This is a genomic window from Flavobacterium sp. FlaQc-52, from assembly GCF_044007495.1.
GTDB classification, from domain to species: Bacteria; Bacteroidota; Bacteroidia; order Flavobacteriales; family Flavobacteriaceae; genus Flavobacterium; species Flavobacterium cupriresistens.
The window spans coordinates 380936-397794 of the sequence record NZ_JBIPCV010000003.1 but is presented as its reverse complement, the minus strand read 5'-3'; the positions used below and the strand labels follow the sequence as shown (position 1 = coordinate 397794).

General features: G+C 35.0%; 15 protein-coding genes. 11 read left to right on the top strand and 4 right to left on the bottom strand.

The genetic code is table 11. From position 1 onward, the window contains the following. Positions 1-224 precede the first annotated feature (224 nt). Positions 225-572, top strand: coding sequence for a T9SS type A sorting domain-containing protein (locus tag ACHRV5_RS08275; protein ID WP_395426416.1), 348 nt, complete (start codon positions 225-227; stop codon positions 570-572). A 341-nt stretch (positions 573-913) separates the two neighbouring features. Here ACHRV5_RS08275 and ACHRV5_RS08270 read toward each other — a convergent pair whose 3' ends face one another. Beyond that, the gene (locus tag ACHRV5_RS08270; RefSeq protein ID WP_047776714.1) at positions 914-2056 is read right to left on the bottom strand and encodes a cystathionine gamma-synthase; all 1143 of its coding nucleotides are present in this window, start codon (positions 2054-2056) and stop codon (positions 914-916) included. A gap of 105 nt (positions 2057-2161) precedes the next feature. Between ACHRV5_RS08270 and ACHRV5_RS08265 the strand changes: the two genes are divergently transcribed. Continuing rightward, complete coding sequence (locus ACHRV5_RS08265) at positions 2162-2905, top strand: DUF3298 and DUF4163 domain-containing protein (RefSeq protein ID WP_047776712.1); 744 nt, start codon at positions 2162-2164, stop codon at positions 2903-2905. Between the two features lie 271 nt (positions 2906-3176). Next, the gene (locus tag ACHRV5_RS08260; RefSeq protein ID WP_395426414.1) at positions 3177-3485 is read left to right on the top strand and encodes a hypothetical protein; all 309 of its coding nucleotides are present in this window, start codon (positions 3177-3179) and stop codon (positions 3483-3485) included. A gap of 8 nt (positions 3486-3493) precedes the next feature. On the opposite strand, the gene ACHRV5_RS08255 is transcribed toward ACHRV5_RS08260, so the two are convergent. The 3 genes from ACHRV5_RS08255 to ACHRV5_RS08245 form a co-directional block, all read right to left on the bottom strand. Then, positions 3494-4633, bottom strand: a complete 1140-nt coding sequence (locus ACHRV5_RS08255; protein WP_395426413.1) for an ATP-binding protein — start codon at positions 4631-4633, stop codon at positions 3494-3496. Positions 4634-4982: 349 nt separating this feature from the next. Beyond that, complete coding sequence (locus ACHRV5_RS08250; protein ID WP_395426412.1) at positions 4983-5735, bottom strand: SDR family NAD(P)-dependent oxidoreductase; 753 nt, start codon at positions 5733-5735, stop codon at positions 4983-4985. 250 nt (positions 5736-5985) lie between these two features. Continuing rightward, on the bottom strand, positions 5986-6861 hold the full coding sequence (locus tag ACHRV5_RS08245) for an aldo/keto reductase family oxidoreductase (RefSeq protein WP_395426411.1): 876 nt from the start codon (positions 6859-6861) through the stop codon (positions 5986-5988). A 223-nt stretch (positions 6862-7084) separates the two neighbouring features. On the opposite strand from ACHRV5_RS08245, the gene ACHRV5_RS08240 reads away from it, so the two are divergent. From ACHRV5_RS08240 to ACHRV5_RS08205, 8 genes are all read left to right on the top strand, one after another. Beyond that, a complete protein-coding gene (locus ACHRV5_RS08240; RefSeq protein WP_047776704.1) occupies positions 7085-8089 on the top strand; it encodes a MoxR family ATPase in 1005 nt (334 codons plus the stop codon). Positions 8090-8170: 81 nt separating this feature from the next. After that, positions 8171-9034 (top strand): DUF58 domain-containing protein, encoded by an 864-nt coding sequence (locus ACHRV5_RS08235; RefSeq protein ID WP_047776702.1) that lies wholly within the window; start codon positions 8171-8173, stop codon positions 9032-9034. A gap of 150 nt (positions 9035-9184) precedes the next feature. After that, positions 9185-10816, top strand: coding sequence for a hypothetical protein (locus ACHRV5_RS08230; protein ID WP_395426409.1), 1632 nt, complete (start codon positions 9185-9187; stop codon positions 10814-10816). Further along, a complete protein-coding gene (locus ACHRV5_RS08225; RefSeq protein WP_047776699.1) occupies positions 10816-11817 on the top strand; it encodes a VWA domain-containing protein in 1002 nt (333 codons plus the stop codon). The genes ACHRV5_RS08230 and ACHRV5_RS08225 overlap by 1 nt, the downstream gene beginning before the upstream one ends. A 205-nt stretch (positions 11818-12022) precedes the next feature. After that, positions 12023-13057, top strand: coding sequence for a VWA domain-containing protein (locus ACHRV5_RS08220; RefSeq protein WP_395426408.1), 1035 nt, complete (start codon positions 12023-12025; stop codon positions 13055-13057). 44 nt (positions 13058-13101) lie between these two features. Continuing rightward, positions 13102-13878 carry a tetratricopeptide repeat protein gene (locus tag ACHRV5_RS08215; RefSeq protein ID WP_047776697.1) on the top strand — a complete coding sequence of 259 codons (777 nt, stop codon included), beginning with the start codon at positions 13102-13104 and terminating at the stop codon, positions 13876-13878. 126 nt (positions 13879-14004) lie between these two features. Next, positions 14005-15753 carry a BatD family protein gene (locus ACHRV5_RS08210; RefSeq protein WP_395426407.1) on the top strand — a complete coding sequence of 583 codons (1749 nt, stop codon included), beginning with the start codon at positions 14005-14007 and terminating at the stop codon, positions 15751-15753. A 90-nt stretch (positions 15754-15843) separates the two neighbouring features. Continuing rightward, positions 15844-16590, top strand: a complete 747-nt coding sequence (locus tag ACHRV5_RS08205; RefSeq protein WP_395426406.1) for a tetratricopeptide repeat protein — start codon at positions 15844-15846, stop codon at positions 16588-16590. Positions 16591-16859: the final 269 nt, after the last annotated feature.

Genomic DNA, 16859 nt, shown 5'->3' with positions numbered 1-16859 from the left:
GGTTTTAATTAACCTCTCCATAAATAAAATGGATCTGTCCCCCAATCAATACCTAACAAACAAAACAACACTTTACAAGAATTTCGGCGCCTTTTAAACTTGATTTCAAAGTTTTAAAAACGCATAACGGATATGATTTTATTCATAACACCGATAAAACACATAAGAGTTAAACCTAATAGTATCCTGAATTTTGTTTTTCATAACATATAAATATTCTTTTTATGAAAAACTTCTACGCTACATTATTACTTTTATTAATTACCTGCTCCTTTTCTCTTGCTCAAACCAAAATAACTTTTCACAAAAAAGGAGATAATACAGCACCCGCAGATTCAGACCCCCTTAACTTAAAATACTATCCGAACCCGGTTAAAGATGTTTTCTATATTTCCTTTGACAAAGAGATTACGACTATAGCGGTTATTAATTTCTTAGGGCAGACGGTTATCGAAAAATCAATTCATTCGGCTCAGGGAAGTATTGATATGTCAGCTTTAGCTCCAGGTGTTTACTTTATAAAAGTCACAACCCCGAGTCTTTCTAAAACCTTAAAAATCATAAAAGAATGAGGGTTTCTTTGAAATAAATTTCAATTTTTTAAATTCCAAATTCCAATTTTTACAAAAAGTACTAAAACTATATTCGTCTTGAAGATTCGCGTGCATACTTTAAACAAAGCTGATCTTTTTAGAACTTCTTTCAAAATGACAAAGTCCAGCTTAAACAAACTCACCTGACTTATATTGTTGAAATTTTAACGTTGATACGCCAATTAATTGAACTTAAAAAAGAAATAAGTCCCAGTTTACGGTCTCAATTAAGAACTGCAAACTGAGACTGTAAACTGAGACTCATCCTTACATTTTATTCATAAAAAAAACGCCTCCAATGGAGACGTTTCTTATTGTTCTTATGCTAAAGCCTGTTCTAAGTCGGCGATTAAGTCTTCTGCATCTTCGATACCCACACTCAAACGAACTAAGTCGTCGGTGATACCGACTTCTGCTCGTTTATCAGCCGGAATAGAAGCATGTGTCATTAAAGCTGGATGATTTGCTAGTGACTCCACTCCACCTAATGATTCTGCAAGAGTAAAAACTTTAAGTTTTTCTAAAAAGGCAATCGAATCTTCTTTTTTACCTGATTTAAAATCAAACGAAACCATTCCACCAAACGCTTTCATTTGCTTTTTAGCAATTTCATGAAATGGGTGACTTGCAAGTCCCGGATAATAAACTGTTTTTACTTTTGGATGATTTGCCAAAAACTCAACCACTTTTTCTCCATTTTCACAATGTCTTTGTACTCTAAGAGAAAGTGTTTTTATTCCTCTCAAAACCAAGAAACTATCCATTGGCCCAAGTGTTGCTCCGGTTGCAAATTGCTGAAAATGCAATTGCTCTCCTAAAGCCTCATCTTTTACTATAAGCGCTCCGGCGATAACATCGGAATGACCGCCTAAATATTTTGTAGCAGAATGCATCACGATGTCTGCACCCAAATCAAGCGGTTTTTGCAAATAAGGAGTCGCAAAAGTATTGTCTACTGCTAACCAGATTTTATGTTCTTTGGTTATTTTTGCTATTTCCTGAATATCGGCCAATTTCATCAACGGATTTGTCGGCGTTTCTACCCAGATCAATTTTGTGTTTTCATTGATTAAAGCTTTCAACTTTGCGATATCGGTCATATCAACAAAATGAAATTTAATCCCAGAATCCTTATAAACTCTTGAAAACATTCTATAGGTTCCCCCATATAAATCGTCCATAGCAATTACTTCGTCGCCTGCTTTAAAAGATCGCAATACACAATCTGTAGCCGCCAAACCAGAAGAAAAAGCCAATCCACGTGTACCGTTTTCTATACTTGCCAAAGCATTTTCTAATGCTGTGCGTGTAGGATTTGATGCACGACTGTATTCATAATCCCCCAAAGGTTGCCCCGGGCTGGTCTGAATATAAGTTGAAGTTTGATATACCGGAGGCATAACAGCTCCTGTACTCGGGTCATGATGTTGACCACCATGTATCACTTTTGTATTGAATTTCATATAGTTACCTTTTTTTAACCTGATTTACGAATACAAATTTACCGTTTAATTTATTTTAATCCTGCCACAACTTCTTACCTTTGTATATAATTAACATTTTTACACATGAAAAAGTATCTTTTTTTAGTCTTCACGTTTCTCCTATTCATCAGCTGCAGCAAGGAGCTTTCTTTTGAAAACGAAACATTTCAAAAAAAATCGGCTTTGCCTTGTGATAAAGACTGTCCAAACATCAGCATCGATCTTCCAATTGCAAAAAACATCCCGATTGTAGCAGACAGCATCAATAAAAAAGTATTCTCGGTAGTAAAAGAAATTGTTTACTTTGAAGAGAAACCATTAAAATCAGCGGACTATAATTCATTAGCCTCTTCCTTTATTGCTTCCTATGAAGAAATGCACAAAAAATTCCCAACAGAAACTTTTGGCTGGGAAGCTAAAATCATAGGCAATGTCGAATTTCAATCGGAACAGATTTTAAATATAAAAATCGATCATTATACTTTTACAGGAGGAGCACACGGTTATCAGGGGTATCGTTCTTTATTGTTTAATCCTAAAACCGGAAAAGTAATTTTTAACGATCAGATTTTCAAAAATCAAAAAGAATTTAAGGCTCTTGCCGAAAAAGAATTCCGAACTAAATACAAAATTCCTGAAAAAGCGAACATTAATGCTACGGGACTGATGTTTGAAAACGACAAATTTCAATTGCCACAGAATATTTTTTATACTTCAGAGGGTTTGCTTTTATATTACAACTCCTATGAGGCTGCCTCTTATGCTGATGGTCCAAAAGAAATTCTTTTTCCGTATGAGAAAATCAAATCTTATCTGCTTTTCCAATAATTTATCTCTATACCAATTACGTTTATAATACATTGAAAGCCGGATATAGATTCAAAAAAGAAGCTAGACTCTAATTTTGTACATTAGAAATGAAACATTAATTCATTTTCTAATGCTAACATAGGATTATTAGTCCCCGAAAGTCATGTAAATAGCTTTAGATATATTAACGACAAAGCTTATTGGATGGATCGGTTTACAAAAACAAGAAGGATTCGAGGAAATCGGTTATCAAAAGGCTTTGTTGAAATAAATTTTTAACATACCTCAGATGAAAGATAATAAACTAGATCATATACTGGATTTAATCGAAGAGATAGATAAAGTCGACAAAATGATTCTTTTACATGAAAATTCCAGTTCCGCTGTAATGTCAAATCAATATAAAAATCAAAAACTAAAATTAAGCAATTACCTAGTTAAAGAGCTCTTGACAAATAGTGACAACAGATCTGAAGTTATGTATATCATTAAACTTTTTATTGAAAAATTCTATACTAATGAGATCAGTCACCTAAAATTCGAAGAGAATGATAATTTAAAAAAGATAGAAAATATATTTATCGAAAATTACAGCTAGTCTTCCTTTTACTGCACATCATATTTCATTTTTCGTAGAATACGCAACGCCTCTTTAAAGGATAGATAGACCTGTCCAAAAGGTTTTAGAAGTAATTTGGCATCAATTAGTTTTTGCTTGGCGTCGTCAAAACCATTCAGATAACAAATCATAAAAGTAGACGGAAGGTTTTCTAAATCCACTAATTCCCTTTCGGAAAGGACAACTCCTTTTTGCAATTTCTGAAGCAATGTTACATTCGAATTGTAAATATGATAGAGCATTCGTATGTTAAACTCGGGAGGTTGAAAAAGTATTTTACGATCGATTTTATAGTAACCGTTATCAAAAAAGCGAATCGTTTGTTCTTCCAACGGATAATAACTCGTTTTATCATTAAGCCCTAAAGGAACATACTCGGTTATTGTAAAACTGTCATCATCAAACACGATGGTAACCACATCCTGAGCGGAGTAAAAAAGCTTAATTTGCTCATTAATCAACTCGATATCTACCCGAGATAAAAAGGTCTTATCTCTTGATTTTTTTGGAACTCCGGCCCAACAAATTACAAACAATTCTTTAAAAACATGGTATTTAGGCGACATGTCTTTGTGTCTGAAATTCATAAAATCGATAACACCATCCAGCGTATATTGGATACTGTTTCTGGAACTGTTTTCAATTCCGATTACGGTCTCGGTATTTTGGTAATTCTTTTCAACTTCTCCTTCAACAGGAATCGAATTACTCCCGCGTCGCACAAAAACACTATTGGCAACAATGGTATGAATACCTTTTTTAAAATAGGAAATTTTATTTTTGGGTTTAATCGTAACCAATCCGACTACCCTGTCTTTTGGAAGATTCGGAAACGGTACATTCTCGTACTGTATCTTAGGCGGGTTTTCTAAAAAGGCATTCACCAGATTTTGTATTCGGCTATCATCGAAGAAGTCATCACCGACAATCTCGTTATCCTGATCTTCAACCCCCACCACGATATAGGAATTATTGGTAGGATTTGAATTAGACAAGGCACAAATGTGTTTCAGGAACTTTCCTTTTCCTTCACGGGTATGTAGATTCAACTGTCTTTTTTTATCATAAAAACTGCTCTCGTCATTGTGAGCGAGTAAGTTTTTGATTAAAAGACGTTTATTGATCATACTTTAGTTTTTTTGTCGCGAATTGCACTAATTTTTAAAATTAAAACTTCACCTCTTTACTATTAAATTTAATTGCAAGGTTAGCAAAGTTTAAGCATAACATTACGACTCCTTTTTAATTTTATGCCCAATTTTTTCTGCACGCTGATCTGGCAGATTAGGCTGATCTTATTTACCTCTTATAAAAAATCTGTGCAATCTGCCAAATCTGCGTGAAAAATTTAACTCTGTTTATTCCTCAAAGTAAGGTCAAAGTTCACAAGGTTTTACGCAAAGTATGTTATTTTTTATTTACAAAAACTTTACCTTAATAAACTAGACTGTAGGTCAGAACTGTCATAAAACAATCTTAACTCCTTTTAACAATCGTAGATGATGCTTGTGCTGTACTCATCACAACCAAATCGGCGATATTAACATGATAAGGCCTTGAAACTACGAAATGAATAATATCTGCAATATCTTCTGCCTGTAATGGATCAAATCCTTTGTAAACATTAGAAGCCCTCTCTGTGTCTCCCTTAAAACGAACTTCGCTAAATTCGGTCGCTACCATTCCCGGGTGGATTCCGCCTACTCTAATTCCGTATGGATTTAAATCAATTCGCATTCCATTTGTAATCGCGTCAACGGCATGTTTTGAGGCGCAATATACATTCCCGTTCGGGTATACTTCTTTTGCAGCTGTGGATCCGATGTTGATAATATGTCCTGACTTTCTTTCTATCATTTGTGGCATTACCACCTTCGAAACATACAAAAGGCCTTTTACATTAATATCAATCATAGCATCCCAATCCTCAACATCTCCATTCTGAATTGGATCTAAACCATGTGCATTCCCGGCATTATTGATTAAAACATCAATCACGGAAAATGCTTCCGGTAAAGAATTAATACGCTCAAAGGTTGCCTTTTTATCTCGTACATCAAAGGATAAGGAATGGACTTCTGTAAAAGCAGAAAGTTCTGTTTCCAGTTCAGCCAAACGGTCTGTACGTCTTCCGCAAAGGATAATTTTATAGTTGTTTTTAGCCATTATTTGTGCGGTTGCTTTTCCAATTCCGCTAGTGGCTCCAGTAATTAAAACTGTTTTTTTCATTCTGAGAATTTATTTGTTTTTGCCACAGATTAAAAAGATTCTAATCATTTTAATCTGTTTAGTTCTATATTATTCTTTTCAAATTAGCGACAAAGTCGCGATTTTTATTCGGTGTTTTTTGCCACGAATTTCACGAATTTGCACTAATTTAATTTGTGTCAATTGGTGAAATTTGTGGCAAAATATTTTTAATTTACAATCTTACCTTAGTAAAAAAATTAAATTCTGATCGTATTTAACGAGTCACAAATTAGGCAACATCATCGCCCATACTCTCGCTCCAAATAGCAAACCAGTCTTCTTTATCCATTTTTAATTCTACTGCTTTCATCAACGATTGAATTCTGGCGATGTTAACTGTTCCTGCAATCGGAATCACTTTGGCCGGATGCCTTAAAATCCAGGAAAGTAAAAGTGTATCAGAACCAAAATGGTACTTTTCCACTAAAGTCGAAAGCAATTTTTTCAGACGACGTGTTTTTTTGGTATCTTCTCTAAAAACAGTTCCAAGCGGATTCCATGACAATGGTCTAATTCCATGCGTCTGCATATAATCTAAACTTCCGTCGGTCATCGCTTCAAAATGCGTAGCCGAAAATTGAACCTGATTGTAATTTACATCTGTTTTCTGACGAATCAGCTCGGTTTGAGAACTAGTGAAATTCGAAAGTCCGAAATCTAAAATCTTACCTTCCGCTTTCAATTTTCCAACGGCCTCTGCAATTTCATCCGCCTGCATTAGGGGACTTGGTCTGTGCAACAAAAAAACATCTACATAATCTGTTTTTAGTTTTTTTAATGATTCTTCAACCGACCAAACAATATAGTCTTTAGAGTACTCATAGTGCTTTATTTTATTCTCCGGACGCTTTTCAGCAATCATCTGGATTCCGCACTTGGTGATTAACTGCAGTTTTTCTCTTGAAATTTTGCTTGCTTGAAATGCTTTTCCAAAATCGGCTTCTGTAGTATAGGATCCGTAAATATCGGCGTGATCAAAAGTTGTAATTTTGTTTTCGATACAAACCTGTATCATATTTTCCATTTCTTTAGTTGTAAGGTTTTTATCCCATACTCCCCAATTCATAGTGCCCGAAATTATAGGCGATAATGTTGTTTTGCTCATGGTAGTATTGCGTTATTTTTGGTATTAAATATGCATTTGTAAAGCATAATCATCAAAGTTCTTAAAAATATAAAAATAGATTCACAATTCACCCTTAAAATTAGTTCGTTGGTCGAAGTTTTAACCATTCTTTAACATCTTACTTATCAAAAAATATTCAATTTGCACTCTCAAAAGTTAGGCATAAAAATCAACGTCTTAAAAAAGTTTTAAAAATATTTATATGGAAGAGAATACGACGACTTTAGACATTAGAGCGATAAATGAAAAAATTGAAAGAGAAAGTGCTTTTATAGACCTTCTTACAATGGAAATGAACAAAGTCATTGTGGGCCAGAAACATATGGTCGAGCGTTTATTGATTGGTCTTCTAGGACAAGGACACATTTTATTGGAAGGTGTTCCGGGATTAGCCAAAACTTTAGCGATTAATACTTTGTCACAAGCGGTTCAGGGATCCTTCAGCCGTATTCAGTTTACACCTGACTTATTGCCTGCTGATGTTGTCGGGACGATGATTTACAACATCAAGCAAAACGAATTTTCTATTAAGAAAGGACCAATTTTTGCCAATTTCGTACTTGCGGATGAGATTAACCGTGCTCCGGCAAAGGTTCAATCAGCCTTATTAGAGGCCATGCAGGAGAAACAGGTTACTATTGGGGATACTACTTTTAAACTAGATCGTCCGTTTTTAGTTTTAGCAACTCAAAATCCTGTTGAGCAAGAAGGAACGTATCAGCTTCCGGAAGCACAAGTCGATCGTTTTATGTTGAAAACGGTTATCGACTATCCAAAAATTGATGAAGAACGCTTTGTAATTCGTCAAAACTTAAAAGGAAGTTACGAAAAAGTAAATCCGGTTGTTTCTGTTGAACAAATTTTGCGCGCGCAAGAAGCTGTTCGTGAAGTTTACATGGACGAAAAAATCGAAAAATATATTTTAGATATCATCTTTGCTACCCGTTATCCGGAAAAGTACAAACTAGCAGACTTAAAACCTCTTATCAGTTTTGGAGCATCACCACGTGGAAGTATCAATTTAGCTAATGCAGCAAAATGTTACGCTTTTATCAAACGTCGTGGTTATGTAATTCCGGAGGATGTTCGTGCTGTTGTACATGATGTTTTACGTCACAGAGTCGGGATCACGTATGAGGCTGAAGCCGAAAACATTACTTCTGTAGACATTATCAACAAAATCGTAAACGAGATTGAGGTACCTTAAAAATTTGTTTAATGTTTCAGGTTTCAAGTTGTTGAAAAAACGAACTTGAAACTTGAAACTTTTAAACTTTAAACAAATAAAATGGATACAAAAGAGCTTTTAAAAAAAGTACGGAAAATAGAAATCAAAACCAAAAGACTGAGTAATCATATCTTTTCTGGAGAGTACCACTCTTCTTTTAAGGGACGAGGAATGACTTTTAGCGAAGTGCGTCAGTACCAATACGGCGATGATATTCGTAACATCGACTGGAATGTAACGGCACGCTACAACGAAGCTCACGTGAAAGTTTTTGAAGAAGAACGTGAATTGACCATGGTTTTAATGGTTGACATCTCAGGTTCAGAAGGTTTTGGTTCGAAGAGCCAGTTCAAAAAAGACATTGTAACCGAAATTGCGGCAACAATGGCTTTTTCGGCTACACAAAATAATGACAAAATTGGTCTAATATTATTTTCAGACAATATAGAATTGTATATTCCCCCAAAAAAAGGGCGTTCACATGTTTTGAGAATCATTCGCGAATTAATCGAATTCGAACCTAAAAGTCAGAAAACCGATATTGCTCAGGCATTGAAGTTTTTATCGGGGACGCAAAAAAAGAAGGCTATCGTTTTTATGATTTCAGATTTCATGTCTGAAAATTATGAACAAACATTAAAAATTGCTTCTAAAAAACATGATCTTACCGGCGTTCGCGTATACGACATTCGTGAGGAAAAAATCCCAAATTTAGGAATGGTAACCATGCTTGACGCTGAAACCGGCAAAATTCAGCTGGTAGATACTGGTTCTAAAACGGTGCGATTGAATTATGAAAAACATTATCAGACAAGAGTAAATTATTTTAAAGAAACGTTTAGCAAATCTGGTGCAGGTGTCGTAAACACAAGGGTAGATGAAAATTACGTAACCAAATTGTTGGGGTATTTTAAATCGAGATAAATCATAATTTTAGATGGCAGATTGTAGATTATTAGAAATCGAATAATTTAAAATTCTGTTTTACACCAATAAAAATCCGTTTAAATCTGTATCATCCGTATTCCATATTTAAACATTCATTTTAGACTAAAATCTGAAATCATAAATCAAATGAAATTTAAACTTTACATATTTTTATTTTTACTTTCTTCAACTGTTTTTGCGCAGAGCAAACCGGTTGAAACCAGTATTGATACTACAAAAAATAAAATTGGAGCTGAATTTAAGTTAACCCTTAAAACGGTGGTGAGTTCAAAATCTAAAGTTGTTTTTCCAAAACTAAAAAACATTGGACCTTTAGAAGTAATTGAATCCTACCCAATTGATACTGTTAAGAAAAATGACACTTACGAGCTGATCAAAAAATACGGTTTAACCCAATTTGATTCGGGAAAATATACCATTCCGAGCATCAAGATTTTAATTGATAAAAAGCCATACTTAACTGATTCAATCCGGGTTGAAGTGGCCAATGTAAAAGTGGATACTTTACAGCAAAAGATGTACGACATCAAAGACATAACCACTGTTGACAGTGGCTTTGGCAATTGGTGGAAATACGTTTTAGTACTACTTTTACTAATCGGAATTGGTGTTTTTGTGTATTGGTTTGTGAAAAAACGTCAACAGAAAAAAATCGAAGAAGAGATTTACAAAACTCCTATTGAAAAAGCGACCAGTTTATTAAACAATCTGGAGAAAAAAGAACTTTGGCAAAAAGGAGAAGTAAAAGAATACTATAGTGAATTGACTGATATTGCTCGTAATTACATCGAGGAAGCCATTCAGATTCCTGCTATGGAAAGCACCACTTCTGAATTAATACAGGGAATCAGAACAGCTTCTACCAAAAAGAAAATGACACTGACACCTGAAACGGTTGAAAATTTAGAGCGTGTTTTACGTCAGGCGGATTTAGTGAAATTTGCAAAATCAAAACCACTGGATTTCGAAATTACGGAAGACCGAAACAAAATCCAGAAAGTGATTTTGACACTTGACAATGCCATTCCGACCGAAATTCCGACTGAAGAAGATGAAATTTTAAATGAAGCACAGAGACAAAAACAAATCAAGCTTCAATTAAAAAAACAACGTAACAAGCGAATTACAATAGCGATAGGTTCTGTTATTTCCCTAATAGTTGCAACAACCCTATTCTTTATTGCTACGAAAGGTTTTACTGCCGTAAAAGACACCATTTTAATGAAAGCAACTAAAGGGCTTCTAGAAGGCGAATGGGTAAAAAGTGAATACGGAAATCCCGGTATTTTAATTGAAACTCCAAAAGTCCTGAAACGTATGGACGCTCAAAAAGTGCTTCCAAAAGAGACCATGGCTTTGATTAAAGAAATGCAACTTTTTGCGTACGGAAGCATGCTTGAAAACTTCTACATTACAGTTTCTACCAGTAAATTCAAAAATCCGGTTGAACTGGATTTAGCCAAAACGTTAGAAGGTTCTTTAAAAGTAATCGAAGCGCAAGGCGGACAAAATATTATTGTAAAACAAGAAGATTTTCAAACCAACGAAGGTGTTCAGGGACTTAAAGGGTACGGAACAATGACCATTATAAATCCGGTTGACAAAACAAGTGCAAAAGCTTATTATGAAATTTTGCTTTTCAAACAAGATCAGGGATTACAACAAATCACGATTTTGCATGAAGAAGGCGATAAATATGCCAACGATATCGCTACCCGAATATTAAATTCTGTTGAACTTAGAAAAGCAGGTAACTAATGAGCAAGATAACTTTTTTAAATCCAGAATTTTTTTGGCTGTTTCTATTAATTCCAATTGCAATTATTTGGTTTTTATGGAAACGCAACCAGCAGACCGCAACTTTAAAGATGAGTTCAACAGCCGGTTTTAAAAATAGTGCTTCACTATTGACAAAGCTAAAACCGTCTTTATATGTTTTCAGAGTCATTGCTTTATCTTCTTTGATTATTGCATTAGCGAGACCTCGTACCGTAGACATAAGCAACCAGACCAAAACAACAAAAGGAATCGATATTGTCATGGCAATTGACGTTTCCGGAAGTATGTTGGCCAAAGATTTAAAACCGAACCGTATGGAGGCTTTAAAAAGAGTAGCGGCAGACTTTGTTGGGGAAAGACCTAATGACAGAATCGGATTGGTTTTATATGCTTCTGAAGCATACACGAAGACACCTGTTACAAGCGACAAAGCAATTATCTTAGAAGCAATCAAAGGAATTAAATACGATACTACGCTGCAAGACGGAACCGGAATCGGAATGGGACTGGCAACAGCCGTAAACAGACTTAAAGACAGTAAAGCCAAAAGCCGTGTTATTATATTACTTACCGATGGTGTAAATAATGCCGGTTTTATTGAGCCTGAAACAGCAGCCGATATCGCCAAACAATACGGAATAAAAGTATATACCGTGGGTATTGGAAGTAACGGAATGGCAGAATCACCATATGCTTACGGGCCAAATGGCGGATTTTTATTTAAACTGCAAAAAGTAGAAATCGACGAACGATTGATGAAAAGCATTGCCAGAAAAACCGACGGAACTTATTTCAGAGCAACAAGTAACGACAGATTAGCTCAGATATACAATGCAATTAATAAATTAGAAACCACCGAAATTCAGGAACTAAAATTCTACGATTACGACGAAAAATACAGAAGTTTTGTTTTACTCGCAGCCTTTTTATTACTGTTAGAAATTGGTTTACGAAATACGGTTTACAGAAGCTTCATTTAATTTTTGCAAAATTAAAAAATTTCAAATTTTTAAAATCCCAAATTCCAATTGGAATCTGAAATTGAAATTGAAATTATAAATTGAAGTTTACAACGATTAAAATTTAAAATTTGAGACAATCTAAAAGGTTGGAACTTGGAATTTAAACCTCGAGACCATCCAAAGGTTGGAATTTGGATTTTCTCATTTGGAATTTAAAAAAATTATGGAATTAGACGAAAAAAAATATTTATACCTTTTATTCTTGCTCCCGATTGTGGTGTGTGTTTTTCTTTTCAATATGTATTGGAAAAGAAAAAAACAACGCGAATTTGGTGATTTGGAAATGGTGAAAAAACTGAGCCCTGAACGTTCTGTTTTCAAACCGGTATTAAAACTGGTTGTGCTTCTTTTGGCACTGCTTTGTTTAATTATCGGACTGGTGAATCCGAAAATCGGGACCAAAATGGAAACCGTAAAACGAGAAGGGATTGACATTGTTTTTGCCGTTGACGTTTCTAAAAGTATGCTTGCCGAAGATGTGGCGCCTAATCGTTTAGAGAAAAGTAAACAATTGGTTTCGCAAATTATAAATCAATTAGGAAGTGACCGAATTGGTATTGTAGCCTATGCGGGAAGTGCTTTCCCGGTTTTGCCTATTACATCCGATTACAGCGTTGCCAAAATGTTTTTGCAAAGCATGACTCCGGATATGGTCTCCTCACAAGGAACGTCTCTTGACGAAGCCATCCGATTATCGTCGACTTATTTTGATGAAAAAAGTAAAACCAGTAAGTTATTAATTCTGATTTCTGACGGAGAAGACCACTCTGAAGGCGCTTCAACTGCAGCCGAAGAAGCCAATAAAATGGGGATGAAGATCATTACCATCGGGATCGGAACTGAAAAAGGAGGTACCATTCCTTTAAAAGTAAATGGTGTTATACAAAGCTACCAGAAAGACAACAACAATCAGGTCGTTATTACAAAGCTAAATCAGGAAGGGCTAAAAACCATTGCTAAAGCTACCAAAGGTGGTTATATTTATGGAGGCAGCACCAAAGAGGTTTTAGAATATGTGAAAAATGCACTGAATAACATCCAGAAAACAGAATTTGAAGCGACGCAAATGGCAGATTTTCAATCGCAGTTCCAATGGTTTATTGGTTTTGCATTCCTGTTACTGTTTGTTGACATTTTCCTTTTAGAAAGAAAAACAAATTGGATCAAAGAGTTGAATTTATTTAACGAAAAGAAATAAGTGTTCCGGTTTAAAATCGGATCAAAAAAAATAAAAAAATTAGAATGAAAAATTTACTTCTTTATATTTTACTAACGGTTTCTCTGGCGGTTTCGGCTCAAGAGAAAGACAAAACATTGCCTGATGCCAATGAGGAATATAAGCAGAATAAATTTGTTGATGCAGAAGCAAATTATAGAATTTCGGAATCTAAATTTCCTAGACGCAGTGTTGCTTCTTACAATTTAGGAAATACTATTTACAAACAAAATCAGGCTTCTGAGGCAAAACTGGCTTACGCGAAAGCCATAAAGAATGCCAAAACCCGACCTGATAAACATAAGGCTTTTCACAATATAGGAAATGTCTTCATGAAAGAGAAAGATTATACGCAGGCAGTAGAAGCTTACAAACAAGCGTTGCGTAACGATCCTACAGACGATGAAACACGTTACAATTATGCATTGGCCAAGCAAAAGCTAAAAGAAAATCCGCCTAAAAAAGACAAGAACAAAGACGACAAGGACAAGAATAAAAAGAACGACAAAAAAGACGATCAGAAAAAAGACGGCGACAATAAAGACAAAAAGGACGGAAAAGACGATCAGAAGAAAAAAGACAAAGGCGATCAAGACAAGGATAAAAAAGACGGAAAAAACGATCCGAAGAAAGACGATAAGTCCGACAACAACGGAGAGCCAAAACCAATGCCAGGCGGAATTTCAAAAGAACGTGTTCAGAATTTATTAGATGCCGTAAATAACGAAGAGAAGAAAATTCAAGATAAAGTAAACGCTCAAAAAGTAAAAGGAAGTCCTAAAAAAACCGAAAAAGACTGGTAAATATAAGTTGAATCGTTAATTTGTTTGATTGTTAATTTGCCAAATAAACAATTAAACAGTTAAACGTCCAAACAGCCAAACACATAAACAGCTAAACGATTAAGCGATTAAACAGTTAAACAATTAATGAAACGATATTTAATTCTATTACTATTCACTTTTCATGGGCTTATGGCTCAAGTTCAATTTGAAGCCAAAGTAAGTAAAAACACGCTTGGACTAAACGAAAGACTTCGAATTGACTTTATCATGAATGTTGACGGAGATAATTTCGATCAACCTACATTTGACGGATTTAAAGTCGTAGCAGGACCGAGTCAGCAGGTCAGTCAGTCTTGGGTTAATGGAAGAAGTTCTTTCCAGAAAATCTACTCTTATATTCTACAACCGGCACAAAAAGGAACTCTTACGATCAAACAATCTTCTATAGATTATAATGGTCAGACCTATAAAACATCCCCTATAAAAATAACGGTTACCAATGCGGTTGCCCAGGAGAGAGATCCTAATGACCGACCACAGGGATCCGGAAGCGAAACACTGAATCTGGTAGCAGAAATTTCAAAAACAAACCCGTATCTGAACGAACCGATTACAGTGGTTTATAAATTGTATTTCAATAACATTGGAGTAACCGGATTTAAAGAGCTGGCCAAACCAAAATACAATGATTTCTGGAATCAGAATATAGATGTGAAGCAGTTGTCTATTGAAGAAGGAAACTATCAAGGGCAAAGATGTTATTTTGTTGTACTGAAGAAGACTATTTTATATCCACAAAAATCAGGAAGACTAACTATTGAGCCACTCTCTTTAGATATTGGAGTTCAATTTCCAACAAATCGTCGTGATATGTTTGGACAAATGATTCTCTCTGACGGGAACAAAGTCGTATCAGCCGGTGCTAAAACAATTAACGTAAGACCACTTCCGGAATCGAGTAAACCCGAAGGATTTAGTGGCGCCGTAGGTAAATTTGACTTTAGAGTTACTCCTTCTAAAACAACCCTTAAAAACGGTGAAAGCCTGGACTTAGTGGTCAGCGCCACCGGAAACGGAAACATGAAATTGTTTACCCTGCCTAAACCGGTTGTGCCAAATGCATTAGAAATGTACGATCCGGTTCATGATGAAAAAGTAACCACTTCGTTGAACGGAATGTCCGGAAGAATATCTGATAAGTATACCATTATTCCACAATACAAAGGAAAATATGCGATCAAACCAATGCAATTTTCTTATTTTGATTTGAATACCGGTTCTTATAAAACGATTACTTCATCAGAAATAATGGTTGATGTTTTAGACGGTCCTATGCAGGCTGAAGCAAGTGCTACCGCAAATGCATCGAAAAACGTTCTTTCAAAAACAGAACAATTCAAATATATCAAATCTAAAACAACATTAGTTTCAATCGTTAAAGACGACTTTTATGGTTCGGATTTGTATTATGGATTGTTGTTTCTTCCTTTTGTAATTCTGCCGATTATCATTCTGGCTAAGAAGAGAAAAGAAGCAATTGATGGTGACGTAACCGGAAACAGAATTAAAATGAACAATAAACTGGCTAAAAAATATTTATCTGAAGCTAAAAAACAGCTTGCTAATAAAGAGCCTTTTTATATTGCACTTGAGAAAGCAATGCACAATTTCCTGAAAGCCAAATTACATATTGAGACTTCAGAAATGAGTAAAGACAATATCAGGGAGTTATTATTATCCCGAAATGCCAATCCGGAATCGGTACAGAATTTCATCAACCTAACAGAAAACTGTGAATTTGCGCGATATGCTCCGGCATCAAGCACTTCGATTCAACAGGATTATGACAGAGCCGTTTTGATTATCTCTGAATTAGAGAAACAAATTGTTTAACGCTTACAGCAGTACACTAAGAAATTAGCTAACAATGGACCGCATGCCAGTTCGAACGGTTTAAATTATTGTTACAATAAAGAACATAAAATGAAAAATATACTTTACGTCTTTTTATTAATCTCCCAGGTTTTCTTTGCCCAGAATGGCTTCGAAAAAGGAAATATTTTGTATCAAAAAGGCCAATATCAGCAAGCGGTAGAAGAATATGAAAACGTTATTAAGGAAGACAAACTGCAATCGGCTGAATTGTATTTTAACTTAGCCAACAGTTATTACAAACTCAACAAAGTAGCGCCTTCCATATACAATTATGAAAAAGCATTGGTTCTAAAACCGCATGACGAACAGACTTTAAACAATTTAAAGTTCGCCAAAAAACTGACTATTGACGAAATCAAAGAAGTTCCAAAAGTTGGTTTTGCCAAACTCATTCAGAATTTTACGGGTATTTTTAACTACAATACCTGGGCAAAAATTGCCATTGGAATTGCTTTCGCCTTTTTACTAAGTTTTATCGGGTATTATTTTTCACAACTTACCCTTTCAAAAAGAATCTATTTCATCGGAATGTTTGTTCTTTTGATTGCTTTAGTCTTAAGTGTTACAGCCGGAATGTCTGAAAAAAGTCATTTTGATAATGACCGTCCTGCCATTGTTTTTTCTGAAATGAGTGAAGTAAGAAGCGAACCTCAAAAAGCAGGCTCTGCAATTATCCTATTGCATGAAGGAGCAAAAGTTTATGTTATGGAAACAGTAGGAAGCTGGAAAAAAATAGAATTAACAGACGGAAGTGAAGGCTGGATTGATGCTACAACTATTAAAGAAGTAAAATAACTTTTTTTTAAACCATATAAGTTATATAAGAGCATGTAAGCTCTCGTTTTTCTACGTTGTCGGTATTCCCGCAAATAAGCCGCCAAACTTATATTTACTTCTATAACTTATATGGTTTAAAGAATTAGCACCTACTCCTATTTTACGCAATCTTGTCCTTTCAACGAAGAGCGGACAGAACTCAGAGCTGGATCGATGCTTCTACTATTAAAGAAGTAAAATAACTTTTTTAAACCATATAAGTTATATAAGAGCATGTAAGTCCCTGT

Excerpts from the sequence above, each read along its gene's own strand:
- ACHRV5_RS08275 (WP_395426416.1), top strand. The coding sequence starts at position 225 with ATGAAAAACTTCTACGCTACATTATTACTTTTATTAATTACCTGCTCC.
- ACHRV5_RS08270 (WP_047776714.1), bottom strand. The coding sequence starts at position 2,056 with ATGAAATTCAATACAAAAGTGATACATGGTGGTCAACATCATGACCCG.
- ACHRV5_RS08265 (WP_047776712.1), top strand. The coding sequence starts at position 2,162 with ATGAAAAAGTATCTTTTTTTAGTCTTCACGTTTCTCCTATTCATCAGC.
- ACHRV5_RS08260 (WP_395426414.1), top strand. The coding sequence starts at position 3,177 with ATGAAAGATAATAAACTAGATCATATACTGGATTTAATCGAAGAGATA.
- ACHRV5_RS08255 (WP_395426413.1), bottom strand. The coding sequence starts at position 4,633 with ATGATCAATAAACGTCTTTTAATCAAAAACTTACTCGCTCACAATGAC.
- ACHRV5_RS08250 (WP_395426412.1), bottom strand. The coding sequence starts at position 5,735 with ATGAAAAAAACAGTTTTAATTACTGGAGCCACTAGCGGAATTGGAAAA.
- ACHRV5_RS08245 (WP_395426411.1), bottom strand. The coding sequence starts at position 6,861 with ATGAGCAAAACAACATTATCGCCTATAATTTCGGGCACTATGAATTGG.
- ACHRV5_RS08240 (WP_047776704.1), top strand. The coding sequence starts at position 7,085 with ATGGAAGAGAATACGACGACTTTAGACATTAGAGCGATAAATGAAAAA.
- ACHRV5_RS08235 (WP_047776702.1), top strand. The coding sequence starts at position 8,171 with ATGGATACAAAAGAGCTTTTAAAAAAAGTACGGAAAATAGAAATCAAA.
- ACHRV5_RS08230 (WP_395426409.1), top strand. The coding sequence starts at position 9,185 with ATGAAATTTAAACTTTACATATTTTTATTTTTACTTTCTTCAACTGTT.
- ACHRV5_RS08225 (WP_047776699.1), top strand. The coding sequence starts at position 10,816 with ATGAGCAAGATAACTTTTTTAAATCCAGAATTTTTTTGGCTGTTTCTA.
- ACHRV5_RS08220 (WP_395426408.1), top strand. The coding sequence starts at position 12,023 with ATGGAATTAGACGAAAAAAAATATTTATACCTTTTATTCTTGCTCCCG.
- ACHRV5_RS08215 (WP_047776697.1), top strand. The coding sequence starts at position 13,102 with ATGAAAAATTTACTTCTTTATATTTTACTAACGGTTTCTCTGGCGGTT.
- ACHRV5_RS08210 (WP_395426407.1), top strand. The coding sequence starts at position 14,005 with ATGAAACGATATTTAATTCTATTACTATTCACTTTTCATGGGCTTATG.
- ACHRV5_RS08205 (WP_395426406.1), top strand. The coding sequence starts at position 15,844 with ATGAAAAATATACTTTACGTCTTTTTATTAATCTCCCAGGTTTTCTTT.